Source organism: Burkholderia sp. Z1 (assembly GCF_014893795.1).
GTDB lineage: Bacteria > Pseudomonadota > Gammaproteobacteria > Burkholderiales > Burkholderiaceae > Burkholderia > Burkholderia theae.
The window spans coordinates 3,381,317-3,406,431 of the sequence record NZ_JACFYL010000001.1; the positions used below are offsets into that span (position 1 = coordinate 3,381,317).

The window sequence follows — 25,115 nt, forward strand, 5'->3', positions numbered from 1 at the left end:
CGACGATGTTGCGCTGGCTGATCGCTGTTCTCTTTCTCGCCAACATGCTGGCGTTCGTGGTGGCGCGCGGCGTGTTCGGGCCGCTGCCGGCGGCCGGCCCGCGCGAACCCGGCGTGCTGTCGCGGCAGGTGCAACCCGACGCGCTGCGCGTGACGCCGCTGGCACAGGCGACCGACCAACCCGTCGTCGGCGGCCCGATCGTGCCACCGGCCGTCACGGCCGCGCCGCTCGCGGCGTCCGCGCCCTGAGCTCGTCAGGCCGCGCTCAGGACTGCTGCGCGCGCACCTTCTTCAGCAACGCGGTGGTCGAGCGGTCGTGCTCGAACGGAATCGCCAGCGCGCGGCCGCCCCAACCGCGCACAAGCGCCGATTCCGGCAGCGCATCCATGTCGTAATCGCCGCCCTTCACGAGGATATCCGGACGGACGGCCTCGATCAGCGACACCGGCGTCTTTTCCTCGAACTTCACGACCCAGTCGACGCTTTCCAGCGCCGCGAGCAGCGCCGCGCGGTCGTCCTCGCGGTTGATCGGCCGATCGTCGCCCTTGCCGAGCATGCGCACCGACGCATCGCTGTTCACGCCGACGATCAGGCATGCGCCGAGCGCTTTCGCATCGGCGAGATACGTGACGTGGCCACGGTGCAGGATGTCGAATACGCCGTTGGTGAACACGACGGGCGACGGCAGCGACGCGCGCAGCGCGACGAGGGCATCACGGGTGATCAGCTTGCGTTCGAAAGTGGCGGACATGATGGCGATCGGACGGAATGAGCAACGGCGCGCGCGGCGGACCTGACGACAGGACGCGGCGGCGGCGCCAGATAAAAAGCCCGCCGGACCGGCCGGGCGGGCTTCATGCAACGGATGCGAAACGGCGCAACGCGGCGCCGTGCGGCCTCAGGCCGGCTGCGCGGCCGACGACGGGCCGCTTTCGGCCTGCAGGCGGCCGGTGACTTCCTTGCGATACCGGTTCAGTTCCTGCGCGGTCGCGAACGTGCGCTCGAACAGGATCGACAGGTTGTGCAGGATGCGCTCGACGACCTTCTTTTCCCACTCGCCGTCGAACCGGATCTGTTCGTCGAGCCAGCGCTCGAGCCATTCCGGATCGGGCAGGCGCGACTGCACGGTGTCGCGCGGGAACAGCGCCTGGTTCACGTGCAGGTTGGTCGGGTGCAGCGGCTTCTCGGTGCGGCGCGCCGACGCCATCAGCACGCCGATCTTCGCGAACGCGGCACGCGCGACGTCGCCGCAGTTGTTCAGCGCCTTCTTCATGTAGCGCAGGTACGCGCCGCCATGGCGCGCTTCATCGCGCGAGATCGTTTCGTAGATCTGCTTGATGACGGGTTCGGTGTGCCAGTCGGCCGCGCAGCGGTACCAGTGGTTCAGGCGGATCTCGCCGCAGAAGTGCAGCATCAGCGTCTCGAGCGGCGGCGCCGGATCGAACTGGAAGCGCACCGCGTGCAGTTCCTCTTCGGTCGGCACCATTTCCGGCTTGAAGCGGCGCAGGTATTCCATCAGCACGAGCGAATGCTTCTGCTCCTCGAAGAACCACACGCTCATGAATGCGGAAAAGTCGCTGTCGTGCTGGTTGTCGCGCAGGAACATTTCCGTCGCGGGCAGCGCCGACCATTCGGTGATCGCGTTCATCTTGATCGTCTTCGCCTGCTCGTCGGTGAGCAGCGAAGCGTCGAACTTGTCCCACGGAATGTCCTTCTCCATGTCCCAGCGGACGGCTTCGAGCGACCTGTAAAGTTCCGGATAAAGCATCGTGTTCATGATGGTCCCACCCCTGTTCTGCGCAATGCGACTTCGCTAAACGTGACTGTTGCCGCGAAAGCGCACCGAGCGCGCTTTTTGCAGCCAAGACTGTAATTTTACGCGTGAAACCGACCCGCCGGACGCTGATTCCACGTCCGGCAGCCGGGCGGCCGCGCCGCCGCCGTTGGGCATCCCGCCGCCCCGCACCGTTCGAACGGTGCCGGCCGCGCTTGCCTGAGTTGGGGGCCGGCGCTGGCCGGCTCGTTGGCGCGCCCGTCCCCTGCCCCAGGCGGGTTCCCGGCAAGGTTCCCGTGCGGATGCCGGATCGGCGGGCTGCTCGATATGGTGTATACGGCGGCGGCCATGATATCACGCGTACATGTCGGTTCCGAGACGCCTGCCGGGCCGCGCGTCGCCCATCGCAGTGCGGCGATCGGTCGCGGCCGACCGTCGCGAAAACACAACCTCGCGCCATTCACGCGCGTCAGACCCGTATTTCGCCTGTCGCGCGGCCGTCCTCCGGCGACGTGCCGGCCGCCGGCGCGCTGCCGCCGTCGGCCAGCGCGATCCAGCCGGCGAGCGTGTCGCGCTGCGCGCGCCCGTCGCGGTAGCCGAGCTCGATCAGTTCGCGCGTGAACGCCTCCTCGAACAGCAGGTAGCTCGCGAACGACGCGCCGGCCGGCTGGCTGCCGCCGATCGCGCCGAGCAGCCCGCGCATCGTCGCCGGCATCTGCTTCAGGTGCTTCGCGGCAATCAGCTCGATGCGCTCGGACGGCGCGATCGCGAGCACGTCGACGTGCCGCCAACCGCTGTCGACCTCGACCTGATGCGGCAGGTGCTCGATCATCCGGTTGATGTGCTCGATCCGCTCGATGTCCGAGCCGATCGAGTCGAGGAACACGCTCGCGAGCACCTGCTGGCCGATCTGCGCGAGCGTCGGGTAGCCGCGCACCAGGCCCGCGCCGTTCGCGGCCGGAATCTCGGGCCGCGGGTCGGCCGCGCCGACCACGACGATGCGGTCCGCGCCAAAGTGGATCGCCGGCGACAGCGGCGCGATCTGCCGGATCGAACCGTCGCCGAAGTACTCGATCTGCCCGTCGAGCACGAGCGGCACGGCCGGGAACACGAACGGAATGGCCGACGACGCGAGCAGGTGCGACGCCGACAGGTCGACGAGCCGCGCGGTGCGCTGCGCGCGCCGCCACGCCTGGATCGGCTCGGCCGCCTGGTAGAACGTGAGGTGCCGGCCGCTCGAATAGCTGAGCGCCGTCACCGCAAGCGCGTGCAGCAGGCGCGCCTCGAGCATCTGCTCGATCCGGTGGAAGCTCAGTTCGCGGTGCAGCAGGTGCGCGAGCGGCGTGTTGTCGAGCAGCCCGCGCGGCGAGCGGCGGGACGCCCAGCCGAACGTCATCGCCGCGAGCCAGCGGGCGCCGGCGGCCGCGACGCCGAGCCAGTCGGTGCGATACACGTAGTCGGCACGCAGCGGCTCCCAGAATTCGAGCAGGCGCCGCACGCCGTGCGAAAAGTCGTCCGCGTGGCTCGCGATCGACGTCGCGTTGATCGCGCCGGCCGACGAGCCGCACACGACCGCGAACGGCAGCGTGTGCCGTTGCGGATCGGCCTCGCGCGCGATCTCGGCCAGCGCCTTCAGCACGCCGACCTGGTAGGCGGCACGCGCGCCGCCTCCCATCAGAACGAGCGCGAGCCGCATGATCGACCTGCTATCTGCGCCGCGTCACGTCGAGCGCTTCGGCGGACGGGTTGCGGGCGACGACGCGGCTGCCGCGCGTGCCGCGGCCGAATCGGCCGGCTTCGCGCGCTTCGCCGCGGGCTTGCGCGGTGCGGCGGCAGCCGGCGCGGGCTTCGCGGCCGGCTCCGGCGGTGCGGCGGCCGCATCCGGCGGCGCGTCGCCCGGCGCCGCGGGCTGCATGCCCGGCTGCGCCATCGCGAGGCTCGCGAGCTGGTTGAACTGCGACTGCAGCAGGTTCCACCAGCCGGACGGGTCGAAGGCCTGCTGCGCGGCATCGCCTTCCGGCGGCGCATCCGTGGCGGACGCGGAAGCCGCGGCGTCCGGCGATGCCGATGCGGCTTTCGCCGCCTGCGCCGCCGCGACGGCCGCTTCCTCGGCCGCCGACATCGAGCTTTGCGCGAATGCGCCGAACGCCCGCAGCGTCGCGAGCGTCGCGCGCTGCACTTCGAGCGCCTGGATCGCGGACTGCAGCATCCCGAGATTGAGCTTCAGCCACTGCTCGACCGCGCGCAGATCGGTGATCCGCTTGTCGAGTTCCTCGACGCTCGTGAGCGGCGCCATCATGTCGGACATGCTCGACAGCGACGGCGGCAGCCCGTGCGCGGCGCCCGGAAACGACGCCATCCCGCCGAACGGTGACATCCGCATCATGTCCCACATCCGGTCCATCATGTCGGCGGGCTTGAAACCGGCAAAGCCGGCGAAAGGGTTGGAGCCGGAGGCATCGGTCGTCATACGGGCGTCCTGGTTGACTGGGGGAGCGAGGCGGCCGCCATGCGTCGCGCAGCCGCGCGTGGTTCGATCATAACGCGCGTCAGAACGGCGCGTCGCCGGGGAAGTCGGGCGGGCGCCGCTCGCGCAGCGAACGGATCCCTTCCTGCACGTCGGGCCCCGAGAAGCCCATGAATTCGAGCGCGAGCGACGTATCGAAGGTCGGCCCGGCCGTGCGCAGCCAGTTGTTCAGCGCGTACTTGGTCCAGCGGATCGCCGATTGCGAACCGTGCGCGAGCCGCTCGGCCACTTCGTACGCCTTCGGCAGCAGGTCGGCCGGCTCGACCGCGAGCGACACCAGGCCGATCCGCTCAGCCTCCGCGCCGCTCACGGGCTCGCACAGCAGCAGGTAGTACTTCGCCTTCGCCATTCCGCACAGCAGCGGCCACACGATCGCCGCGTGGTCGCCGGCCGCGACGCCGAGCCGCGTATGGCCGTCGATGATGCGCGCATCCTTCGCGGCGATCGAGATGTCGGCGAGCAGCCCGGCGACGAGCCCCGCGCCGACGGCCGGGCCATGCATCGCCGACACGATCGGCTTGCTGCAGTTGATCACGTTGTAGACGAGGTCGCGCGCCTCGCGCCACACGCGGGCGCGCACGTCGAAGTCGTTCGCCATGTCCTCGACGAGCGCGAGATCGCCGCCCGCCGAAAAGCCCTTGCCTTCGCCGCGGATCACCGCGACGCGCGTGTCGGGATCGCGGTCGACGTCGCGCCAGATGTCGGCCAGCTCGCGATGCATGCGCGCGTTCGCGGTCGCGAGACCGCTGCGGTTCGCGCCCTCGCCGCTCATCACGATGTCGAGCACGCCGTGGTCGCGGCGCGTCACCTTCAGTGCTTCGTAACCGCTGTACGCGGCGAGATCGGACATGGGCTGCTCCTATGCTTGATCGAGTGTAGCCAAGCCTGCGCGAGCAAACATCAGGCGAAACCCGGCGCGCGGGCCGGGATCGGGTTTCGCGCGGGTCGCGCGGCTTAAGCCGCGCCGTCGGGCGGTGCGACCGACTGTTCGATCGCGCCGAAGATCGACTTGCCGGCCGCATCGAACATCTCGATGCGCACGGTGTCGCCGTAACGCATGAACTCCGTCTGCGGCGCGCCGTGCTCGATCGTCTCGAGGCAGCGCTTCTCGGCGATGCAGCAGTAGCCGCGCTTCGCGTCCTTGTTCGACACCGTGCCCGAGCCGACGATCGAGCCGGCGCGCAGGTTGCGCGTCTTCGCCGCGTGCGCGACCAGCTGGCCGAAGTGGAACACCATGTCGGTGCCCGCATCGGGCTGGCCGACCTTCTTGCCGTTCCAGTGGACGATCATCGGCCGGTGCACGCGGCCATCGCGCCATTCGTCGCCGAGCTCGTCGGGCGTCACGGCGACCGGCGCGAACGCGGTGGCCGGCTTGCTCTGGAAGAAACCGAAGCCCTTCGCGAGCTCGGCCGGAATCAGGTTGCGCAGCGACACGTCGTTGACGAGCGTGACAAGCCGCACCGCCTTCAGCGCGTCGTCGGGCGAAACGCTCATCGGCACGTCGCCGGTGATCACCGCGACTTCCGCCTCGAAATCGATGCCCCACTCCTCGGACGGGCACACGACGTCGTCGCGCGCGCCAAGGAAATCGTCGCTGCCGCCCTGGTACATCAGCGGGTCGGTCCAGAACTCGGGCGGCATCTCCGCGCCGCGCGCGCGGCGCACGAGCTCGACGTGGTTCACGTACGCGGAGCCGTCCGCCCACTGGAACGCGCGCGGCAGCGGCGCCATGCAGTTGGCCGGATCGAACGTGAACGCGTTGCGCGCGCGGCCGTGGTTCAGTGCGTCGTACAGGTCGCGCAGCTGCGGCGCGTAGAACGCCCAGTCGTCGAGGACGCGCTGCAGCGTCGGCGCGATCGCGTCGGCGATCGCCGCGGTGTGCAGGTCGCGCGACACGACGATCAGCTGGCCGTCGCGTGTGCCGTCCTTCAGCGAAGCAAGTTTCATAGGGAGTTCTGCCGTTGTAGTGACGATGGAAGGAATCTATTTTACGATGGTGAATCCATGCGGCGCGCCACGATCGCGCACGCCGTCTTCGCTCCGATCCTTGCCGCATTTTCGCGCACCCGCTGCCCATGCCCGCCAACCCGCTTCCCGACGACGATCTCGCCGACTCCGACACCGATGACGCCGGCTCCGGCGAGCACGGCGAGAAGGTCCGTTCCGGCATCCAGTCGATCGAGGTCGGCTTCCGCCTGCTCGACGTGCTGACGAGCGAGCCGCGCGCGATGATGCTGCGCGACCTCGCGCAGCGCGCGGGCATGAGCCCTGCGAAGGCGCACCGCTATCTGGTCAGCTTCTCGCGGCTCGGCGTCGTGTCGCAGGACCCGGTCTCGGGCCGCTACGAGCTCGGCGGCTTCGCGCTGCAGATGGGGCTCGCGCGGCTCGCGCGCGTCGACGGCGTGAAGCTTGCGCGGATCGCGCTGACCGAATTCCGCGACCGCCTCGACCAGACGGTCGGCATCGCGGTGTGGGGCAACCAGGGGCCGACGATCGTGCACTGGATGGAGTCGAGCCATCCGGCGAAGGCGTCGCTGAAGCTCGGCGACGTGATGCCGCTGCTCGGCTCCGCGACGGGGCTGCTGTTCGCCGCGTACCTGCCGCGCGGCAAGACCGCCGCGATGCTCGAGCGCGAACTCGCCGATACGCGCCGCTCGCCGCACCACGGCGGCCCGCGCACGCTCGACGAGGTCGACGCGGTGCTCGCCGACGTGCGCGAGCACGAGGCCGCGCGCGTCGAGGGGATGCTGCTGCCGACGATCCACGCGTTCTGCATGCCCGTGTTCGATGCGGTCGGCGAACTCGCGCTCGCGATCGTCGCGCTCGGCCAGGAAGGCTCGTTCGACATTGCGTGGGGCGGCGAGATCGACACGGCGCTGCGCGCGTGCGCGCGGAAACTGTCTTACGAACTCGGCTATAGTCCCGACGCGCGCGACGCCTGACTCGCGCGCGACACCCCGGTACACGCCGCGCACCGCGAACGCGCGGCGCATCCGACGGTCCGACTCCTGTGGCGCGCACTGCGCGCCCGACGTCACACGCTCGCCCCGATCCTGTTCCGATGCCCATGCAGCCTGCCGACATCCGCCCGCGTCACGCCCTGCCCCGCCGCTGGCTGCGCGTGGGTATCGCGCTCGTCGTCGTGCTGGTGCTGCATGCGCTCGCCGCGCTCTGGCTGATGCGCAACCGCGATTCGTTCACGCCGCCCGCGCCCGCCGACGTCCCCGTGCAGATCGAGCTGCTGAAGCCGCAACCGATCGAGCGCCAGCCCGCGCCGCCCGCGCCGAAGCCGGTCGAGCATCCGGCCGCGGCCGCAGCGGCCGCGCCCAAGGCCGCTGCACCGAAACCCGCGCCTGAGCCCGTTCTCACATCGACACAGACCGCCGAGCACGCGGAGCCGCCACCGGCCGCCGCATCCGCGGCAAGCGGCGTACCCGGCGCATCGGGCGCATCGGGCGCGCACGCCGCGTCGGCTGCCAGTGCCGCCAGTGCCGTGACGCCGGGCCCCGCGACGAACGGCGTGAAGTTCTCCGCGCCGCCGTCCGGCGACCTGCAGTACGACACGTTCTACAACGGGATGCAGAACATGATCGGCACGATCCACTGGCGCACCGACGGGCGCACCTACGACCTGTCGGTGTCGATGCCCGTGCCGTTCGTCGGCCCGTTCACCTATCGCAGCGAAGGCCGCATCGACGCGTTCGGCGTCGCGCCCGACCGTTACGTCGAGAAGCGCGGCAAGCGGCCGGAAGACATCGCGATCTTCAACCGCGAGATCCGGCAGGTCGTGTTTACGCGCACGCCGAACAACGCGCCGCTGCCCGACGGCGTGCAGGACCGCTTCAGCATGCTGATGCAGTTGTCGGGGCTCGTGCGCGGCAATCCCGCCGCATACAAGCCGGGCGTCACGCAGCAGTTCTTCGTGATCGACAACAACAGCGGCGAGACCTGGCCGATCACGGTGATCGGCGACGAGCAGGTGCAGACGCAAGCCGGTATCATCAATGCGCGGCACTTCATGCGCCTGCCGCGCCGCGACGGCGACACGCGCCGCATCGACATGTGGCTCGCGCCGTCGCTCGACTGGCTGCCAGCACGGCTCGTGCAGACCGAGCCGAGCGGCGCGCAGATCGAACTGCTGTGGCACGGCCGTCTCGCGGCGCCGAGCGCGCCGTCCGATGCCGCGCCGGCAGGCGGCGCAACGAACCCGCCCGCCGCCGCAGCGGCGCCCGACACATCAACCGACGAACCGGCACAACCCGCACCGCCGGCCGTCGTGCAACCGCCGGCACAACCGGCTGCACCGCCCGCATCGTCACCGGCTGCACCGTGAATGAACGCACGCGATTCGGCAATTTCGACCGATTACAGATTTCCGCGAAATGGCCGATGACACTCTTTAACAACTATTTCAGTACACCGGCAGACAATAAGAAACGTTTCATAGACATCGGCTTCTAACCGATACACCCTACACAACGGGAACAGGGTGTGCAGCGCAAGCCCCTTGAAACCGGCAAGGCTCGCCCCACCTAGGGGACAACAAGGCCAGATGCCACTGCGAAGAGGAGTGCCGCCATGCAAATGATCTACAACAGCCCCAACTACTGCGTCGTCGAATTCGCGCCGCAGGCCGGCCACCATCTGATGAATGCCGGTGGGTACGAAATCGTCGACAAGAACGCGCAGCGCGAAATCTTCATCGACGGCGAACTTGCCGAACGCTTCCGCGCACACGTGAAACAGCTGATCGAGGATGAACCGTCGCTCGATGAAGTCGACGAATTCCTCGGACAATTCGACAGCCTGATGATGATGCCGGTCGTGCTGCACTGACGACCTCAGCCCGGCGCCTCGCGCGGCCGGGCCATTCGCCGCGCACCGACGCGGCGCCGCGAGCACTCCGATCATGCCCCCGCCCGGTTCGCCGCGCGGGGGTTTTCATTTGGCGGGCACGCCGCCGGCGCCGCGCAAGGCCGGGCGGCAGCCAGGCGCACCGGCTACAATGACGCTTTTCCCGTCTTCGCCGGTCCATCGCCCATGTCTGCGACTCCTCTCGCCGCTTCCGCCCCGCTCGACGCGCGCTACACGCGCGGCGCCGCATTGCCCGCGCTGCTGAAATCGCGCATCCTGATCCTCGACGGCGCGATGGGCACGATGATCCAGCGCTACAAGCTCGACGAAGCCGCGTATCGCGGCGAGCGCTTCAAGGATTTCCCGCGCGACATCAAGGGCAACAACGAGCTGCTGTCGCTCACGCAGCCGCAGATCATCGGCGAGATCCACGACCAGTACTTCGCCGCCGGCGCCGACATCGTCGAGACCAACACGTTCGGCGCGACGACCGTCGCGCAGGCCGACTACGGGATGGAAGATCTCGTCGTCGAGATGAACGTCGAATCGGCGCGGCTCGCGCGCGAATCGGCCGCGAAATACGCGACGCCCGACAAACCGCGCTTCGTCGCGGGCGCGATCGGGCCGACGCCGAAGACGGCGAGCATCTCGCCGGACGTCAACGATCCGGGCGCGCGCAACGTCACGTTCGACGAGCTGCGCACCGCGTACTACCAGCAGGCGAAGGCGCTGCTCGACGGCGGCGTCGATCTGTTCCTCGTCGAGACGATCTTCGACACGCTGAACGCGAAGGCCGCGCTGTTCGCGCTCGACGAGCTGTTCGAAGACACCGGCGAGCGCCTGCCGATCATGATCTCGGGCACCGTCACCGACGCGTCCGGCCGGATCCTGTCGGGCCAGACGGTCGAGGCGTTCTGGAATTCGCTGCGCCACGCGAAGCCGCTCACGTTCGGCCTGAACTGCGCGCTCGGCGCGGCGCTGATGCGCCCGTACATCGCCGAGCTCGCGAAGCTGTGCGACACCTACGTGTCGTGCTACCCGAACGCGGGCCTGCCGAACCCGATGAGCGACACCGGCTTCGACGAAACGCCTGACGTCACGTCGGGCCTGCTGAAGGAATTCGCGCAGGCCGGGCTCGTGAACCTCGCGGGCGGCTGCTGCGGCACGACGCCCGAGCACATCGCCGAGATCGCGAAGGCGCTCGCCGACGTGAAGCCGCGCCGCTGGCCGAACCAGTACAGCGACAACGCCTGACCCGACCGCCCACGCCCTTCATTACACGAATTCGCACGCCATGACCGATCACATGATGCGCCTTGCCGGCCTCGAGCCGTTCAACGTCACGTCCGGAACGCTCTTCATCAACGTCGGTGAACGCACCAACGTCACCGGCTCGAAGGCGTTCGCGCGGATGATCCTCAACGGCCAGTTCGACGACGCGCTGGCCGTCGCGCGCCAGCAGGTCGAGAACGGCGCGCAGGTGATCGACATCAACATGGACGAGGCGATGCTCGATTCGAAGGCGGCGATGGTGCGCTTCCTGAACCTGATCGCGTCGGAGCCGGACATCGCGCGCGTGCCGATCATGATCGACTCGTCGAAGTGGGACGTGATCGAGGCCGGCCTCAAGTGCGTGCAGGGCAAGGCGATCGTGAACTCGATCTCGCTGAAGGAAGGCGAGGAAGCGTTCCGCCATCACGCGAACCTGATCCGCCGCTACGGCGCGGCCGCCGTCGTCATGGCGTTCGACGAGACGGGCCAGGCCGATACGTACGCGCGCAAGACCGAGATCTGCAAGCGCTCGTACGATTTCCTCGTGAACGAAGTCGGCTTCCCGCCGGAAGACATCATCTTCGACCCGAACATCTTCGCGGTCGCGACCGGCATCGAGGAGCACAACAACTACGCGGTCGACTTCATCGAGGCGACCCGCTGGATCAAGCAGAACCTGCCGTACGCGAAGGTGAGCGGCGGCGTGTCGAACGTGTCGTTCTCGTTCCGCGGCAACGACCCGGTGCGCGAGGCGATCCACACCGTGTTCCTGTACCACGCGATCCAGGCGGGGATGGACATGGGCATCGTGAACGCGGGCCAGCTCGGCGTGTATGCCGATCTCGACGCGGAGCTGCGCGAGCGCGTCGAGGACGTGATCCTGAACCGCCGCGACGATTCCACCGACCGCCTGCTCGAGATCGCCGACAAGTTCAAGGTCGGCGGCGCGAAGAAGGAAGAGAACCTCGAGTGGCGCAACCAGCCGGTCGAGAAGCGGCTCTCGCACGCACTCGTGCACGGCATCACGACCTTCATCGTCGAGGATACCGAGGAAGTGCGCGCGAAGATCGACGCGGCGGGCGGCCGCCCGATCAACGTGATCGAAGGCCCGCTGATGGACGGGATGAACATCGTCGGCGACCTGTTCGGCCAGGGCAAGATGTTCCTGCCGCAGGTCGTGAAGTCGGCGCGCGTGATGAAGCAGGCCGTCGCGCACCTGATCCCGTTCATCGAGGAAGAAAAACGCCTGCTCGCGGAAGCGGGCGGCGACGTGCGCGCGAAGGGCAAGATCGTCATCGCGACCGTGAAGGGCGACGTGCACGACATCGGCAAGAACATCGTGTCGGTCGTGCTCCAGTGCAACAACTTCGAAGTGGTCAACATGGGCGTGATGGTCCCGTGCAACGAGATCCTCGCGAAAGCGAAGGTCGAGGGCGCGGACATCATCGGGCTGTCGGGCCTCATCACGCCGAGCCTCGAGGAAATGGCCTACGTCGCGTCCGAAATGCAGCGCGACGACTACTTCCGCGTGAAGAAGATCCCGCTGCTGATCGGCGGCGCGACCACGTCGCGCGTGCACACGGCCGTGAAGATCGCGCCGCACTACGAAGGCCCGGTCGTCTACGTGCCCGATGCGTCGCGCTCGGTGTCGGTCGCATCGAGCCTGCTGTCGGACGAAGGCGCGACGAAGTACCTCGACGAGCTGAAGTCCGATTACGAACGCATCCGCGACCAGCACGCGAACCGCAAGGCGCAGCCGATGGTCACGCTGGCCGAAGCGCGCGCGAACAAGGCGAAGATCGACTGGGCGAACACCACGCCCGCGAAACCGAAGTTCATCGGCCGCCGCGTGTTCAAGAACTACGACCTGAACGATCTCGCGAACTACATCGACTGGGGCCCGTTCTTCCAGACGTGGGATCTCGCGGGCCCGTACCCGGCGATCCTGAACGACGAGATCGTCGGCGAATCGGCGCGGCGCGTGTTCTCCGACGCGAAATCGATGCTCGCGCGCCTGATCCAGGGCCGCTGGCTGACCGCGAACGGCGTGATCGCGCTGCTGCCGGCGAACACCGTCAACGACGACGACATCGAGATCTACAGCGACGAGTCGCGCTCGGAAGTGCTGCTCACGTGGCGCAACCTGCGCCAGCAGAGCGTGCGTCCGGTGGTCGACGGCGTGATGCGGCCGAACCGCTCGCTCGCCGACTTCATCGCGCCGAAGGAATCGGGCGTCGCCGACTACATCGGGATGTTCGCGGTGACGGCCGGCCTCGGCGTCGACGTGAAGGAAAAGCAGTTTGAAGCCGACCACGACGACTACAGCGCGATCATGCTGAAAGCGCTCGCCGACCGCTTCGCGGAAGCGCTCGCGGAAGCGATGCATGCACGCGTGCGACGCGAGCTGTGGGGCTATGCGAACGGCGAAACGCTCGACAACGACGCGCTGATCGCCGAGAAATACGCGGGCATCCGCCCGGCGCCCGGCTACCCGGCCTGCCCCGACCACCTCGTGAAGCGCGACATGTTCGACGTGCTGCGCGCCGACGAGATCGGCATGAGCGTGACCGACTCGCTGGCGATGCTGCCGGCCGCGAGCGTGTCGGGCTTCTACCTCGCGAACCCGGACAGCCGGTATTTCTCGGTCGGGAAAATCGGGCAGGATCAGCTCGAGGACTACGCTCAGCGCATGGCGCTGTCGCTCGACGACGCGCGCCGCGCGCTCGCGCCGCAGCTCTGAGTGGCGCCGGCGGGTGCCCCCCGCCCGTTTGGTCAGACAAAAAGAAAAAGCCCGCTCGAAAGCGGGCTTTTTCCTGCCTTTCCGACCCGCTTACCGCCGGGCAAGGAAGCTCAGAAACCCCAGTGCACGTCGGCCTCGCCGGCCTTCGCTTCGCGCAGCATCATCAGGAACGGCGCGACGCGCTGTGCCAGGTTCGGCGGCACTTCGTGGTGCGCATGGTCGGCTTCGTCTTCGTGGAAATGGCCGGCGTGCTCGGCGCGCTCCTGCTTCGCCTGCGCAACCGCCCCTTCCAGCTTCGCGATCGCGCTGTCCAGTTCGTCGTGCGTAATCACGCCGCGCTCGCCCAGCTGCTTGCCGACGAGGCTCAACACATATACGGCGAAATCCTTCAGCACGTCGAGATCCTGTGCCGCCTTGCTCTTGAACGTAATCATGACTATTCCCTTTTCTCTTGTTGTGCCTGCGCGATGCCGTTGGGGAACGCCGGCAGACCGGCGCCCGGCCTCGCGGACACGGGCCGCCTGATCGGCATATTAGCACCTGTTAAAATTCTGCGATCCCTGAAACGCGCGCTTAAAAAGCGCGCCGGCGGGCCGGCGTTTCCGGCCGCCACCAACCAAGCCTTCTACCAGCATGCTGCCAGCACACAAACAGACCCTCGAAGCCCTGCTCGCGGATAGCGTCAAGCAGGTCGCACACGCGCTGAAAGGCGCCGACGCGGCGTTCGTCGCCCCGGCCATCACGCTGGAGCGCCCGAAGGTCGCCGCGCACGGCGACGTCGCGTGCAACGTCGCGATGCAGCTCGCCAAGCCGCTCGGCGCGAACCCGCGCCAGCTCGCCGAGCAGATCGTCGCCGCGCTCAACGCGCAGCCGGCCGCGCAAGGGCTCGTCGAAGCCGCCGAAATCGCCGGCCCCGGCTTCATCAACCTGCGCCTGTCGGCCGCCGCGAAACAGGCGGTGATCGCCGCCGTGTTCGCCCAGGGCCGCGCGTTCGGCACGTCGGATCGCGAGAAAGGCAAGCAGGTGCTGCTCGAATTCGTGTCGGCGAACCCGACCGGCCCGCTGCACGTCGGCCACGGCCGCCAGGCCGCGCTCGGCGACGTGCTCGCGAACGTGATCGCGAGCCAGGGCTACGCGGTGCACCGCGAGTTCTACTACAACGACGCGGGCGTGCAGATCGGCAACCTCGCGATCTCGACGCAGGCGCGCGCGCGCGGCCTGAAGCCGGGCGACGCGGGCTGGCCGGAAGCCGCGTACAACGGCGAATACATCGCCGACATCGCACGCGACTACCTGAACGGCGAAACGGTCGCCGCGTCGGACGGCGAACCGGTGAAGGGCACGGGCGACGTCGAGGATCTCGACGCGATCCGCAAGTTCGCGGTGACGTACCTGCGTCGCGAGCAGGACATGGACCTGCAGGCGTTCGGCGTGAAGTTCGACCAGTACTACCTCGAGTCGTCGCTGTACAGCGAAGGCCGCGTCGAGAAGACGGTCGACGCGCTGATCAAGGCCGGCATGACCTACGAGCAGGACGGCGCGCTGTGGCTGCGCACGACCGACGAGGGCGACGACAAGGATCGCGTGATGCGCAAGTCGGACGGCACCTACACGTACTTCGTGCCGGACGTGGCGTACCACGTGGCGAAATGGGAGCGCGGCTTCACGAAGGTGATCAACATCCAGGGTTCGGACCACCACGGCACGATCGCGCGCGTGCGCGCCGGCCTGCAGGGGCTGCACATCGGGATCCCGAAGGGCTATCCCGACTACGTGCTGCACAAGATGGTCACCGTGATGCGCGACGGCCAGGAAGTGAAGCTCTCGAAGCGCGCGGGCAGCTACGTGACGGTGCGCGACCTGATCGAATGGTCGGGCGGCGCGGCGCCGGGCCAGGAAGCGGCACCCGACCTGATCGACGAGGCGACCATCACGCGCGGCCGCGACGCGGTGCGTTTCTTCCTGATCTCGCGCAAGGCCGATACCGAGTTCGTGTTCGACATCGATCTCGCGTTGAAACAGAACGACGAAAACCCGGTCTATTACGTCCAGTACGCGCATGCGCGGATCTGCTCGGTGCTCAACGAACTGAAGTCGCGCTACAACGTCGACGCCGCGCAGCTGCCGGGCGCCGACCTGTCGCAGCTCACGAGCGCGCAGGCCACGTCGCTGATGCAGAAGCTCGCCGAGTACCCGGACATGCTCACGCACGCGGCGAACGAGCTGGCGCCGCACGCGGTCGCGTTCTACCTGCGCGATCTCGCTGGCGAATTCCACTCGTTCTACAATGCGGAGCGCGTGCTGGTCGACGACGAAGCGCCGCGCAATGCGCGCGCCGCGCTGCTCGCCGCGACCCGGCAGGTGCTCGAGAACGGTCTGGCGGTGCTCGGCGTATCCGCGCCCGCCAAGATGTAAGGATGTAAGCGGCCCGAACCGGGCAGCGAATGGCCGCGGCAGCGCTCGCCACGGCCTTTTCACGATTCTTTTTGCAGGTGACTCAAGCAATGGCACAACCACGCCGAACTTCGAAGCAATCGAAACAAGCCGGAGGAACATTTCTTGGAATCGTGCTGGGCCTGATCGTCGGCCTCGCAATCGCCGTGGTGGTGGCGCTCTACATCACGCGTTCGCCGTCTCCGTTCGTGTCGAAGGTCGCGCCGCCGCCGGCCGACGCCGGCGCGAGCCAGCCGCAGCAGTTCGACCCGAACCGCGCGCTGCAGGGCAAGACGCCCGGCCAGCCGGTGCCGCAGGCCGCGCAACCCGCGCCGCCCAACACCGCGCCCGGCCAGGCCGCGAACCAGACCCAGGGCGGCCTGCTGCCCGAGCCGCAGATCGTCGAAGTGCCGCCGTCGGCCAACGGCTCGAACAGCACCGGCAGCTCGAACAACACGACCGCGTCGAACAATCCGTCGTCGAACAACGGCGTCGCCGTCGCGCCGAAGCCGGCCGACAACACGCCGCCGAAGAAGACGCCGCCGGCGCAGCAGCAACAGCAGCAGGCAGGCGAGGACGACCTCGCGCGCTTCGCCGCGCAGAAGCAGGCGCAGCAAGCCGCCGCGCAAAAGCAGCAACAGCAGGTGGCCGCCAACACGCCGAAACCGACGTCGTCGGCCACGGCCGCCGCGGCAGCGAAGCCGCCGACCGCGAGCGACGCGAATACCGGCTACTTCCTGCAGGTCGGCGCGTACAAGACCGAAGGCGATGCCGAGCAGCAGCGCGCGCGCCTCGGCTTCCAGGGCTTCGAGTCGAAGGTGTCGAAGCGCGACGTCAGCGGCGTGACCTATTTCCGCGTGCGCGTCGGCCCGTTCTCGAAGTTCGAGGATATGAACTCGGCCCGTCAGCGCCTGTCCGATGCAGGTGTCGACACGGCAGTGATCCGCTTCACGAAGCAGTAAGCCGCCGGCCGAGCCCACGCAGAACCCGCTACGTTTCGCAACCCGAGCAACTGATTCGACGTTCACAACATGAAAAAACTGCTTAGCACGCTCCTTCTGTCCCTGGGCCTCGCGGCCGGCTTCGCCCAGGCTTCGCCCGCAGCGCCGGTCGCCGGCAAGGACTTCGAGGTGATGAAGTCGCCGCAGCCGGTGTCCGCACCGGCCGGCAAGGTCGAGGTGATCGAGTTCTTCTGGTACGGCTGCCCGCACTGCTACGAATTCGAGCCGACGATCGAGGCCTGGGTGAAGAAGCAGGGCGACAAGATCGACTTCAAGCGCGTGCCGGTCGCCTTCCGCGACGATTTCGTCCCGCACTCGAAGCTGTACTACGCGGTGTCCGCGCTCGGCATCTCCGAGAAGGTCACGCCGGCGATCTTCAACGCGATCCACAAGCAGAAGAACTACCTGCTGACGCCGCAGGCACAGGCCGACTTCCTGGCCACGCAGGGCGTCGACAAGAAGCAGTTCATGGACGCGTACAACTCGTTCAGCGTGCAGGGCGAGGTGAACCAGTCGGCCAAGCTGCTGAAGGACTACGCGATCGACGGCGTGCCGACGGTCGTCATCCAGGGCAAGTACAAGACGGGCCCCGCTTACACGAACAGCATCCCGGGTACGGCCCAGGTGCTCGACTTCCTCGTGAAGCAGGTTCAGGACAAGAAGCTCTGATCCCCGCCCGCGCGCCGGCATGACTACTCCGCTGAAGGTCTTCATCACCGGCGCGTCGAGCGGCCTCGGCCTCGCGATGGCCGAGGAATACGCCCGTCAGGGCGCCACGCTCGCGCTCGTCGCGCGCCGCACCGATGCGCTCGATGCGTTCGCGCGGCGGTTCCCGAAGCTGTCCATCTCCGTCTATTCCGCCGACGTGCGCGATGCCGACGCGCTCGCGACGGCCGCCGCGTCGTTCATCGCGACGCACGGCTGTCCCGACGTCGTGATCGCGAACGCGGGCATCAGCCAGGGCGCCGTCACGGGCCAGGGCGATCTCGCGACGTTCCGCGACGTGATGGACATCAACTATTACGGGATGGTCGCGACGTTCGAGCCGTTCGTCGGCCCGATGACGGCTTCGCGCCACGGCACGCTGGTCGGCGTCGCGAGCGTCGCCGGCGTGCGCGGCCTGCCCGGCTCCGGCGCGTACAGCGCGTCGAAATCGGCCGCGATCAAGTATCTCGAATCGCTGCGCGTCGAGCTGCGTGCCGCCGGTGTCGGCGTCGTGACGATCGCGCCCGGCTACATCCGCACGCCGATGACCGCGCACAACCCGTACCGGATGCCGTTCCTGATGGACGCCGACCGCTTCGCCGCGCGCGCGGCGCGCGCGATCGCGCGGCAGCACGCGTTCCGCGTGATTCCGTGGCAGATGGGCGTCGTCGCGAAGGTGCTGCACGTGCTGCCGCGCTGGCTCTACGACCGCCTGTTCGAGAAGGCGCCGCGCAAGCCGAAGGCCGGCGCGCACTGACACACCGGCGGCCCGGCCCGCGCGACACGCGCCGGGCCGTATCGCCGCATCGAAGCTTCGATTTCGCGGCAATTCCCGCTGCGTCAGCGCCGCTCCCGCCGCACGCCCTGACGGCGCCGCGCCCCTCCCCGCCGCCGGCCTCTCCCGCCGCCACTGCGGCACCCACCGCCGCATCAACACCCGTTCCGTCGCGAACGCAGCCGTTTGTCGGCCAATTCGCCGCGTTCCGGCGCCTTTTTTCACGCGTCGCATGCTTTGACGGTATGCTATTCGTCAGCCGCGCCGGCCCTGTCCGCCTCCGGGCCGCGCCCGCATCCCGTTACCCAGCAAAAAACACAAGCCACGTGGGAGATCCTATGCACGTCAAGCTGTTCGCCGCGGCCGCGGTCGCCGCCGCACTCGCCGCCCCCGGCCTCGCCGCCGCCAAGCCGCTCACCGTCTGCACGGAATCGAGCCCGGACGGCTTCGACGTCGTGCAGTACAACTCGCTCGTCACGACCAACGCGTCGGCCGACGTGATCTTCAACACGCTCGTGTCGTACGACGAAGCCGCGAAAAAGGTCGTGCCCGCGCTCGCCGACAAATGGGACGCCAGCGCCGACGGCCTCACCTACACGTTCCACCTGCGCCCGAACGTCGCGTTCCAGACCACCGACACCTTCAAGCCGGGCCGCGCACTCGATGCGGACGACGTCGTGTTCACGTTCAGCCGGATGCTCGACGATGCGAACCCGTGGCACAAGGTGGCCGGCGCGAGCGGCTTCCCGCACGCGCAGTCGATGGGCCTCGTGAAGCTCGTGAAGTCGGTCACGAAGGTCGACGACAGCACCGTGAAGTTCGTGCTGAACGAGCCGAACGCGACGTTCGTGCCGATCCTGACGATGGGCTTCGCGTCGATCTACTCGGCCGAATACGCGGACCAGTTGCTGAAGGCCGGCAAGCAGGCCGACCTGAACGCGAAGCCGGTCGGCACGGGCCCGTTCGTGCTGAAGAGCTACACGAAGGACGCGCTGATCCGCTACGACGTGAACCCGACGTACTGGGGCACGAAGCCGAAGGTCGACCGGCTGATCTATGCGATCACGCCCGACCCGTCGGTGCGCCTGCAGAAGGTGAAGGCCGGCGAATGCCAGATCGCGCTGTCGCCGAAGCCGCAGGACGTGCTCGCCGCGAAGGGCGAAAGCGCGCTGAAGGTCGTGCAGACGCCCGCGTTCATGACCGCGTTCGTCGCGCTGAACACGCAGAAAAAGCCGCTCGACAACGACAAGGTGCGCGAGGCGCTGAACCTCGCGTTCGACCGTGCGACCTACCTGAAGGTCGTGTTCGACAACACGGCGACAGCCGCCAACAACCCGTATCCGCCGAACACGTGGAGCTACGCGAAGGACGTGTCGCCGTATGCGTACGATCCCGCGAAGGCAAAGCAGCTGCTCGCGCAGGCCGGCTTCCCGAACGGCTTCTCGACGACGATCTGGACGCGCCCGACCGGCAGCGTGCTGAACCCGAACCCGAAGGTCGGCGCGGAGCTGCTGCAGGCCGACCTCGCGAAGATCGGCGTGAAGGCCGACGTGAAGGTGATCGAATGGGGCGAGCTGATCAAGCAGGCGAAGCTCGGCCAGCATGACATGCTGTTCATGGGCTGGGCCGGCGACAACGGCGATCCGGACAACTACCTGTCGCCGCTGTTCAGCTGCAACGCGGTGAAATCGGGCATCAACTTCGCGCGCTTCTGCGACGCGCAGCTCGACAAGCTGATCGCCGACGGCAAGTCGACCGCCGACCAGGCCAAGCGCGCGAAGCTGTACGAAACCGCGCAGAAGATCATCCACGACCAGGCGCTGTGGATCCCGCTCGGCTACCCGACCGCGGCCGCGCTCACGCGCACGAACGTGAGCGGTTATCACGTGAGCCCGTTCGGACGACAGAACTTCACGACGGTCTCCGTGCAGTAATCGCGCGTGGCGCGCAAGCGACGGCGTGCGCGCCCGTCGCTTGCGGCCCGCGTGCGGCGCTTGCTACACTCCGCTCCTATTCCTCATACCGGACGCCAGCCAAAGTGAACAACTAAGCCTTCCCAAAATGTTTTCGCCGCCGTGCCACGCACGCCGCGCGAAGGTCTTCACGCATTTTCGGAGGTGCTTATGGCTGCTGCCACGCCGACCGGCGCGCTCGTCGCGCTTCATCACGTTTCCTTGCGCTTCGACGACGGCGTCACGCTGTTCGATTCGCTCGACCTTTCCATCGACCGCACGCCGACCGGCATCGTCGGCCGCAACGGCATCGGCAAGAGTCTGCTCGCGCAGCTGATCGCCGGCCGCCGCGCGCCGAGCTCGGGCACGATCGACAGGCACACGCCAGTCGTCTACGTCGCGCAGCAGCACGACGATGCGTCGGTCGGCCCGCGCACCGTCGCGCAAATCGCCGCGCTCGATGCGCCGCTCGGCGCGCTTGCGCGTCTCGCCCACGGCCGCGCGGAGCCGCACGACTTCGACCTGATCGGCGAGCGCTGGAATCTCGCCGAGCAGTTGCGCGCGGCGCTCGACGCGGCCGGCCTGCACGACGTGCAGCCCGCCACGCCCGCGCAGGCGCTGAGCGGCGGCCAGCTCGCGCGCGTCGCGCTGATCGGCGCGTTGCTGTCCGGCGCCGGCCTGCTCGTGCTCGACGAACCGACCAACCATCTCGACGCGCCGGGCCGCGCGTGGCTGCGTGCGGCGCTCGACGGCTGGCGCGGCGGCCTCGTCATCGTGAGCCACGACCGCGCGCTGCTGGCCGACGTGCAGCGCATCGTCGAACTGACGCCGCACGGCGCGCGCTCGTACGGCGGCAACTACGCGCTCTACCGCGCGCAGCGCGACGCGGAACAGGATGCCGCGCACGCGGCACTCGATCATGCGCGCAGCGCGCGCGGGCGCATCAGACGCAGGCTCGAAGACGAACACGACACCATCCAGCGCCACGCGGCCGACTCGCTTTACCACGCGAAGACGGCCAACCTGTCGTCGGGGGCACGCGAGTCGCGCAAGGGCGCGGCGCGCAACATCATGGGTCAGGTACGGCGGCGTCAGCACGAAACCAAGGCGACGCTCGACGAACGCGTACAGCAGGCCGCCGCGCGCGTCGAAGCCGATGCGCCCGTGCTCGTGTCGCTGCCGGGCACCGAGGTCAGCGCACGGCGCCAGCTGTTCACGCTCGAACACGCGCGACTGCCGTGGCGCGTCGCGGGCGACGCCGAAACGATCACGTGGTCGGCGAGCGGCGCCGTGCGCATCGCGCTGACGGGCCCGAACGGATGCGGCAAATCGACGTTGCTGCGGATGCTCGCGGGCGAGCTCGCGCCGCGTTCAGGCGCATGCGCGACGCACGTGAGCGCCGCGTATCTCGACCAGCGGCTCGCGCTGCTCGATCCCGAGCGCTCGATCGTCGAGCAACTGGGGCTGCTCGATACGCCGCTCGCCGAAGGCGACCTGCGCAGCCGTCTCGCGCTGTTGCAACTCGACGCGACACGCGCGACGCAGCCGGCGCGGCAGTTGAGCGGCGGCGAACGGCTGAAGGCCGCGCTCGCATGCGCGTTGTGGCGCGGCACGCCCGCGCAACTGCTGCTGCTCGACGAGCCGACCAATCACCTCGATCTGGAATCGGTGCGCGCGATCGAAGCCGCACTGGCCGGCTTCCCGGGCGCGATCGTGGTCGCGTCGCACGACACCGCGTTTCTCGCGGCGCTCGCACCGACGCACGCGATGCAATGGCATCACGACGGGTGGCGTTACGAACCCGTCGTGTGAGGACAACGAAGCGGTATCAGCGGGCGGTGCGGAACCGCAGCACGCCGTCGTCGCCCTGCTCGCGCACGAGTTCGCCCGCGAGCCACAGCAGGTTCAGGTGCGCGAGCGCCTCGCCGAGCGCGAACGTCATCTGGTGGATATCGAGCTCGCGGCGGCGGAACATGATCGGCACGATATCGGCCGCGCTCGTCGGCTGCTCCGCGCACGCGACGCGCACTTCGTCGAGCCGCGCGTCGTGGTGCGCACGCAGTTGCGCGATGCGCGTGCGCACGCCGCGGAACGGCTTGCCGTGCGACGGCAGCACGAGCGTGTCGGGTGCCATCGTCTCGTAGCGGCCGAGCGACTGCAGGTACAGCGCGAGCGGGTTCGCTTCCGGTTCGAGGTCGAACACCGACACGTTGGTCGAGATGCGCGGCAGCACCATGTCGCCGGAGATCAGCACGTCGTCCGCTTCGCTGTGCAGCGCGCAATGTTCAGGCGAATGGCCGAAGCCGGTGACGACGCGCCACGTGCGCGTGCCGATCGTCACCGCGTCGCCTTCGCGCAGGCGCCGGTAGCGCGGCGGCACGGCCGGCACGAGATCCGAGTAGTAGTTGCGGCGGTTGCGCAGCTTGTCGAGCGCGGCGGGATCGGTCAGCCCGTGGCGCGCGAAGTGATCGGCGGCCGCCGCGCCACCCGCGTTCGAGCCGTTGCCGGCCGCCATCAGGCAGCCGAACATGTACTCGCCGAGCGTCATCCACAGCCGCACGTTCCAGCGGCCCCGGTCGCCACCTTCGCACAGCCAGTTCGCGAGGCCGAAGTGATCGGGGTGGCAGTGCGTGACGAGCACGCGCAGCACCGGCAGGCCGTCGAGATGCGTGTCGAAGATCTGTTCCCAGTGCGTACGGATCGCGTCCGACGAGATCCCGCAATCGACGATCGTCCAGCCGGCCTGCCCGTCGATCTCGTCGCGCAGCAGCCACAGGTTGATGTGGTCGAGCGAGAACGGCAGCGGCATGCGCAGCCAGCGCACGCCGGGCGCGACCTCGAACGTGTCGCCCGCGGCGGGCAGCGTGTCGGCGAAGGGATAGTCGAGTTGGTGTTCCAGTGCGTTCATCGGTGGGGCGTCTCGTCGTTATCGGTGCGAATGCGCGCCGGCGGCAGGCCGCGGCGGGCGATCCGTCGATTCTATCGCCGTCGCACGGAACGCGTGCCCGGCGGCAGCCGGCCCGTCAAAAAAAGTTCGTGTCAGAATCGGTTCCGTACCCGTATCTTTACGCGAAGATGCACCGAACGGCCCCCAACGGCGAATAACGCGCCGATTGAAGACCGCCGGTGCGTCCCCGCTAAAGTCATTGAAACGCCGACTTGGGCGCTAAAATGGCGAGTGCTTACAGCCCCTCCCGAACGAGCCTGCACGCGATGAATCACTTCCCCAAACTGCTGTCTTCGCAGATCGGTTTCGACGTCGCGCAGACGATGCTCGAAAACTTCGACCGCCACTACCGGATCTTCCGCGAAGCGGCCGTCGAGGCGAAGACGCTGTACGAGCGCGCCGACTGGCACGGGCTGCAGCGGCTCGCGCGCGAGCGGATCACGTCGTACGACGAACGCGTGCAGGAATGCGTCGAGTGGCTGGAGGACGAATACGACGCGGAGAACATCGACGACGAGGTCTGGCAGCAGATCAAGCTGCACTACATCGGCCTGCTGACGTCGCACCGCCAGCCCGAGTGCGCGGAAACGTTCTTCAATTCGGTGTGCTGCAAGATCCTGCACCGCTCGTACTTCAGCAACGATTTCATCTTCGTGCGCCCGGCGATCTCGACCGAATATCTCGAGAACGACGAGCCGGCCGCGAAACCGACCTACCGTGCGTACTATCCGGGCACCGACGGGCTCGCGGTCACGCTCGAGCGCATCGTCACGAACTTCCAGCTCGAACCGGCGTTCGAGGATCTCACGCGCGACATCGCGTGCGTGATGCAGGCGATCGACGACGAATTCGGCCACTTCGACGAAGCGCCGAATTTCCAGATCCACGTGCTGTCGTCGCTGTTTTTCCGCAACAAGAGCGCGTACATCGTCGGCCGCATCATCAACGCCGACCGCGTGCTGCCGTTCGCGGTACCGATCCGTCACGTGCGCCCGGGCCTGCTCGCGCTCGACACCGTGCTGCTGCGCCGCGACCTGCTGCAGATCATCTTCAGCTTCTCGCACTCGTATTTCCTCGTCGACATGGGCGTGCCGTCCGCGTACGTCGACTTCCTGTGCACGATCATGCCCGGCAAGCCGAAGGCGGAAATCTACACGTCGGTCGGCCTGCAGAAGCAGGGCAAGAACCTGTTCTACCGCGACCTGCTGCACCACCTGTCGCATTCGAGCGACCGCTTCATCATCGCGCCCGGGATCAAGGGCCTCGTGATGCTCGTGTTCACGCTGCCGTCGTTCCCGTACGTGTTCAAGATCATCAAGGATCACTTCCCGCCGCCGAAGGAAACGACGCGCGCGCAGATCATGGAGAAGTACCAGCTCGTGAAGCGCCACGACCGCCTCGGGCGGATGGCCGACACGCTCGAGTATTCGAGCGTCGCGCTGCCGCTCGCGCGGCTCGACCACGCGCTGGTGCGCGAACTGGAGAAGGAAGTGCCGTCGCTGCTCGAATACGAGGACGACAATCTCGTGATCAAGCACCTGTATATCGAGCGCCGGATGACGCCGCTCAACCTGTACCTGCAGAACGGCACCGACGCGGACATCGAGCACGGCGTGAAGGAATACGGCAACGCGGTGAAGGAACTGATGAAGGCGAACATCTTCCCCGGCGACATGCTGTACAAGAACTTCGGCGTCACGCGCCACGGCCGCGTCGTGTTCTACGACTACGACGAGATCGAGTACCTGACCGACTGCAATGTGCGCCGCGTGCCGCCGCCGCGCAACGAGGAAGACGAGCTGTCCGGCGAACCGTGGTATACCGTCGGCCCGCACGACATCTTTCCGGAGACCTACGGGCCGTTCCTGCTCGGCGACCCGCGCGTGCGGGGCGTCTTCATGAAGCATCACGCGGACTTTTTCGATCCCGCGCTGTGGCAGGCGAGCAAGGACAAGCTGCTGCAGGGCGAATTGCCCGATTTTTATCCGTACGACGCGGCGCTGCGCTTCAGCGCGCGCTACCCGGCGCGCTTCGGCGCGACGGACCAGAACGACGGCGAAGGCGACGCGCAGCGCGCCGCCTGACGCCGGTGACACCGAATCCGATATCGACCTGATTTCCGCACACGGAATCCAC

General features: G+C 67.9%; 21 protein-coding genes. 13 read left to right on the forward strand and 8 right to left on the reverse strand.

Going from position 1 to position 25,115, the window contains the following annotated elements; genetic code table 11:
• Positions 1-5 precede the first annotated feature (5 nt).
• The gene (locus H3H55_RS15715) at positions 6-248 is read left to right on the forward strand and encodes a hypothetical protein (RefSeq protein ID WP_048247171.1); all 243 of its coding nucleotides are present in this window, start codon (positions 6-8) and stop codon (positions 246-248) included.
• Positions 249-264: 16 nt separating this feature from the next.
• Here the strand turns inward: H3H55_RS15715 and rfaE2 are convergent, their stop codons facing one another.
• From rfaE2 to H3H55_RS15745, 6 genes are all read right to left on the reverse strand, one after another.
• Positions 265-750, reverse strand: a complete 486-nt coding sequence (gene rfaE2 / locus H3H55_RS15720; protein WP_129513070.1) for a D-glycero-beta-D-manno-heptose 1-phosphate adenylyltransferase — start codon at positions 748-750, stop codon at positions 265-267.
• Between the two features lie 147 nt (positions 751-897).
• Positions 898-1,776 (reverse strand): diiron oxygenase, encoded by an 879-nt coding sequence (locus tag H3H55_RS15725; RefSeq protein WP_011353352.1) that lies wholly within the window; start codon positions 1,774-1,776, stop codon positions 898-900.
• Between the two features lie 466 nt (positions 1,777-2,242).
• The gene (locus H3H55_RS15730) at positions 2,243-3,469 is read right to left on the reverse strand and encodes a patatin-like phospholipase family protein (protein WP_193099210.1); all 1,227 of its coding nucleotides are present in this window, start codon (positions 3,467-3,469) and stop codon (positions 2,243-2,245) included.
• A 24-nt stretch (positions 3,470-3,493) separates the two neighbouring features.
• Positions 3,494-4,243, reverse strand: coding sequence for a PhaM family polyhydroxyalkanoate granule multifunctional regulatory protein (locus H3H55_RS15735; RefSeq protein ID WP_193099212.1), 750 nt, complete (start codon positions 4,241-4,243; stop codon positions 3,494-3,496).
• Positions 4,244-4,322: 79 nt separating this feature from the next.
• On the reverse strand, positions 4,323-5,150 hold the full coding sequence (locus H3H55_RS15740) for an enoyl-CoA hydratase/isomerase family protein (RefSeq protein ID WP_193099214.1): 828 nt from the start codon (positions 5,148-5,150) through the stop codon (positions 4,323-4,325).
• 104 nt (positions 5,151-5,254) lie between these two features.
• Positions 5,255-6,247: a fumarylacetoacetate hydrolase family protein gene (locus H3H55_RS15745; protein ID WP_129513074.1), complete on the reverse strand. Its 993-nt coding sequence runs from the start codon at positions 6,245-6,247 to the stop codon at positions 5,255-5,257.
• A 128-nt stretch (positions 6,248-6,375) separates the two neighbouring features.
• Here H3H55_RS15745 and H3H55_RS15750 point away from each other — a divergent pair, with 128 nt between their 5' ends.
• From H3H55_RS15750 to metH, 5 genes are all read left to right on the forward strand, one after another.
• Entirely contained in the window at positions 6,376-7,242 is an 867-nt protein-coding gene (locus H3H55_RS15750; protein ID WP_129513075.1) for an IclR family transcriptional regulator, read from the forward strand.
• A 119-nt stretch (positions 7,243-7,361) separates the two neighbouring features.
• Complete coding sequence (locus tag H3H55_RS15755; protein ID WP_193099216.1) at positions 7,362-8,633, forward strand: DUF3108 domain-containing protein; 1,272 nt, start codon at positions 7,362-7,364, stop codon at positions 8,631-8,633.
• A gap of 245 nt (positions 8,634-8,878) precedes the next feature.
• Positions 8,879-9,136 carry a DUF3567 domain-containing protein gene (locus H3H55_RS15760; RefSeq protein WP_006477667.1) on the forward strand — a complete coding sequence of 86 codons (258 nt, stop codon included), beginning with the start codon at positions 8,879-8,881 and terminating at the stop codon, positions 9,134-9,136.
• A 204-nt stretch (positions 9,137-9,340) separates the two neighbouring features.
• On the forward strand, positions 9,341-10,408 hold the full coding sequence (locus H3H55_RS15765) for a homocysteine S-methyltransferase family protein (RefSeq protein ID WP_129513077.1): 1,068 nt from the start codon (positions 9,341-9,343) through the stop codon (positions 10,406-10,408).
• Positions 10,409-10,448: 40 nt separating this feature from the next.
• On the forward strand, positions 10,449-13,166 hold the full coding sequence (metH, locus tag H3H55_RS15770) for a methionine synthase (RefSeq protein ID WP_193099218.1): 2,718 nt from the start codon (positions 10,449-10,451) through the stop codon (positions 13,164-13,166).
• A gap of 110 nt (positions 13,167-13,276) precedes the next feature.
• Here metH and H3H55_RS15775 read toward each other — a convergent pair whose 3' ends face one another.
• Positions 13,277-13,600: a DUF1840 domain-containing protein gene (locus H3H55_RS15775; protein ID WP_048251702.1), complete on the reverse strand. Its 324-nt coding sequence runs from the start codon at positions 13,598-13,600 to the stop codon at positions 13,277-13,279.
• Positions 13,601-13,799: 199 nt separating this feature from the next.
• Between H3H55_RS15775 and argS the strand changes: the two genes are divergently transcribed.
• The 6 genes from argS to H3H55_RS15805 all read left to right on the forward strand — a co-directional run bounded on the left by argS (position 13,800) and on the right by H3H55_RS15805 (position 21,844).
• Positions 13,800-15,581, forward strand: coding sequence for an arginine--tRNA ligase (gene argS / locus H3H55_RS15780; RefSeq protein ID WP_193099220.1), 1,782 nt, complete (start codon positions 13,800-13,802; stop codon positions 15,579-15,581).
• Positions 15,582-15,670: 89 nt separating this feature from the next.
• Complete coding sequence (locus H3H55_RS15785; protein WP_193099221.1) at positions 15,671-16,561, forward strand: SPOR domain-containing protein; 891 nt, start codon at positions 15,671-15,673, stop codon at positions 16,559-16,561.
• A gap of 69 nt (positions 16,562-16,630) precedes the next feature.
• Entirely contained in the window at positions 16,631-17,269 is a 639-nt protein-coding gene (locus tag H3H55_RS15790; protein WP_193099223.1) for a thiol:disulfide interchange protein DsbA/DsbL, read from the forward strand.
• Between the two features lie 19 nt (positions 17,270-17,288).
• Positions 17,289-18,062: an SDR family oxidoreductase gene (locus H3H55_RS15795; RefSeq protein WP_129513081.1), complete on the forward strand. Its 774-nt coding sequence runs from the start codon at positions 17,289-17,291 to the stop codon at positions 18,060-18,062.
• Positions 18,063-18,418: 356 nt separating this feature from the next.
• Positions 18,419-20,014 carry an ABC transporter substrate-binding protein gene (locus H3H55_RS15800; protein WP_193099224.1) on the forward strand — a complete coding sequence of 532 codons (1,596 nt, stop codon included), beginning with the start codon at positions 18,419-18,421 and terminating at the stop codon, positions 20,012-20,014.
• A 189-nt stretch (positions 20,015-20,203) separates the two neighbouring features.
• Positions 20,204-21,844, forward strand: coding sequence for an ABC-F family ATP-binding cassette domain-containing protein (locus tag H3H55_RS15805; protein ID WP_193099226.1), 1,641 nt, complete (start codon positions 20,204-20,206; stop codon positions 21,842-21,844).
• Between the two features lie 16 nt (positions 21,845-21,860).
• Here H3H55_RS15805 and H3H55_RS15810 read toward each other — a convergent pair whose 3' ends face one another.
• Positions 21,861-22,940: an MBL fold metallo-hydrolase gene (locus H3H55_RS15810; protein ID WP_193099228.1), complete on the reverse strand. Its 1,080-nt coding sequence runs from the start codon at positions 22,938-22,940 to the stop codon at positions 21,861-21,863.
• Between the two features lie 305 nt (positions 22,941-23,245).
• Here H3H55_RS15810 and aceK point away from each other — a divergent pair, with 305 nt between their 5' ends.
• The gene (gene aceK, locus H3H55_RS15815) at positions 23,246-25,063 is read left to right on the forward strand and encodes a bifunctional isocitrate dehydrogenase kinase/phosphatase (RefSeq protein ID WP_129513086.1); all 1,818 of its coding nucleotides are present in this window, start codon (positions 23,246-23,248) and stop codon (positions 25,061-25,063) included.
• Positions 25,064-25,115 lie beyond the last annotated feature (52 nt).

What these genes read in the sequence shown, in the direction of transcription:
- H3H55_RS15750 (WP_129513075.1), top strand. Translation starts at nt 6,376, where the DNA reads ATGCCCGCCAACCCGCTTCCCGACGACGATCTCGCCGACTCCGACACC.
- H3H55_RS15760 (WP_006477667.1), top strand. Translation starts at nt 8,879, where the DNA reads ATGCAAATGATCTACAACAGCCCCAACTACTGCGTCGTCGAATTCGCG.
- H3H55_RS15730 (WP_193099210.1), bottom strand. Translation starts at nt 3,469, where the DNA reads ATGCGGCTCGCGCTCGTTCTGATGGGAGGCGGCGCGCGTGCCGCCTAC.
- H3H55_RS15775 (WP_048251702.1), bottom strand. Translation starts at nt 13,600, where the DNA reads ATGATTACGTTCAAGAGCAAGGCGGCACAGGATCTCGACGTGCTGAAG.
- H3H55_RS15810 (WP_193099228.1), bottom strand. Translation starts at nt 22,940, where the DNA reads ATGAACGCACTGGAACACCAACTCGACTATCCCTTCGCCGACACGCTG.
- H3H55_RS15765 (WP_129513077.1), top strand. Translation starts at nt 9,341, where the DNA reads ATGTCTGCGACTCCTCTCGCCGCTTCCGCCCCGCTCGACGCGCGCTAC.
- H3H55_RS15740 (WP_193099214.1), bottom strand. Translation starts at nt 5,150, where the DNA reads ATGTCCGATCTCGCCGCGTACAGCGGTTACGAAGCACTGAAGGTGACG.
- H3H55_RS15795 (WP_129513081.1), top strand. Translation starts at nt 17,289, where the DNA reads ATGACTACTCCGCTGAAGGTCTTCATCACCGGCGCGTCGAGCGGCCTC.
- argS (WP_193099220.1), top strand. Translation starts at nt 13,800, where the DNA reads ATGCTGCCAGCACACAAACAGACCCTCGAAGCCCTGCTCGCGGATAGC.
- H3H55_RS15745 (WP_129513074.1), bottom strand. Translation starts at nt 6,247, where the DNA reads ATGAAACTTGCTTCGCTGAAGGACGGCACACGCGACGGCCAGCTGATC.
- aceK (WP_129513086.1), top strand. Translation starts at nt 23,246, where the DNA reads ATGAATCACTTCCCCAAACTGCTGTCTTCGCAGATCGGTTTCGACGTC.
- H3H55_RS15785 (WP_193099221.1), top strand. Translation starts at nt 15,671, where the DNA reads ATGGCACAACCACGCCGAACTTCGAAGCAATCGAAACAAGCCGGAGGA.
- metH (WP_193099218.1), top strand. Translation starts at nt 10,449, where the DNA reads ATGACCGATCACATGATGCGCCTTGCCGGCCTCGAGCCGTTCAACGTC.
- H3H55_RS15805 (WP_193099226.1), top strand. Translation starts at nt 20,204, where the DNA reads ATGGCTGCTGCCACGCCGACCGGCGCGCTCGTCGCGCTTCATCACGTT.
- H3H55_RS15790 (WP_193099223.1), top strand. Translation starts at nt 16,631, where the DNA reads ATGAAAAAACTGCTTAGCACGCTCCTTCTGTCCCTGGGCCTCGCGGCC.
- H3H55_RS15725 (WP_011353352.1), bottom strand. Translation starts at nt 1,776, where the DNA reads ATGAACACGATGCTTTATCCGGAACTTTACAGGTCGCTCGAAGCCGTC.
- H3H55_RS15735 (WP_193099212.1), bottom strand. Translation starts at nt 4,243, where the DNA reads ATGACGACCGATGCCTCCGGCTCCAACCCTTTCGCCGGCTTTGCCGGT.
- H3H55_RS15755 (WP_193099216.1), top strand. Translation starts at nt 7,362, where the DNA reads ATGCCCATGCAGCCTGCCGACATCCGCCCGCGTCACGCCCTGCCCCGC.
- H3H55_RS15715 (WP_048247171.1), top strand. Translation starts at nt 6, where the DNA reads ATGTTGCGCTGGCTGATCGCTGTTCTCTTTCTCGCCAACATGCTGGCG.
- rfaE2 (WP_129513070.1), bottom strand. Translation starts at nt 750, where the DNA reads ATGTCCGCCACTTTCGAACGCAAGCTGATCACCCGTGATGCCCTCGTC.
- H3H55_RS15800 (WP_193099224.1), top strand. Translation starts at nt 18,419, where the DNA reads ATGCACGTCAAGCTGTTCGCCGCGGCCGCGGTCGCCGCCGCACTCGCC.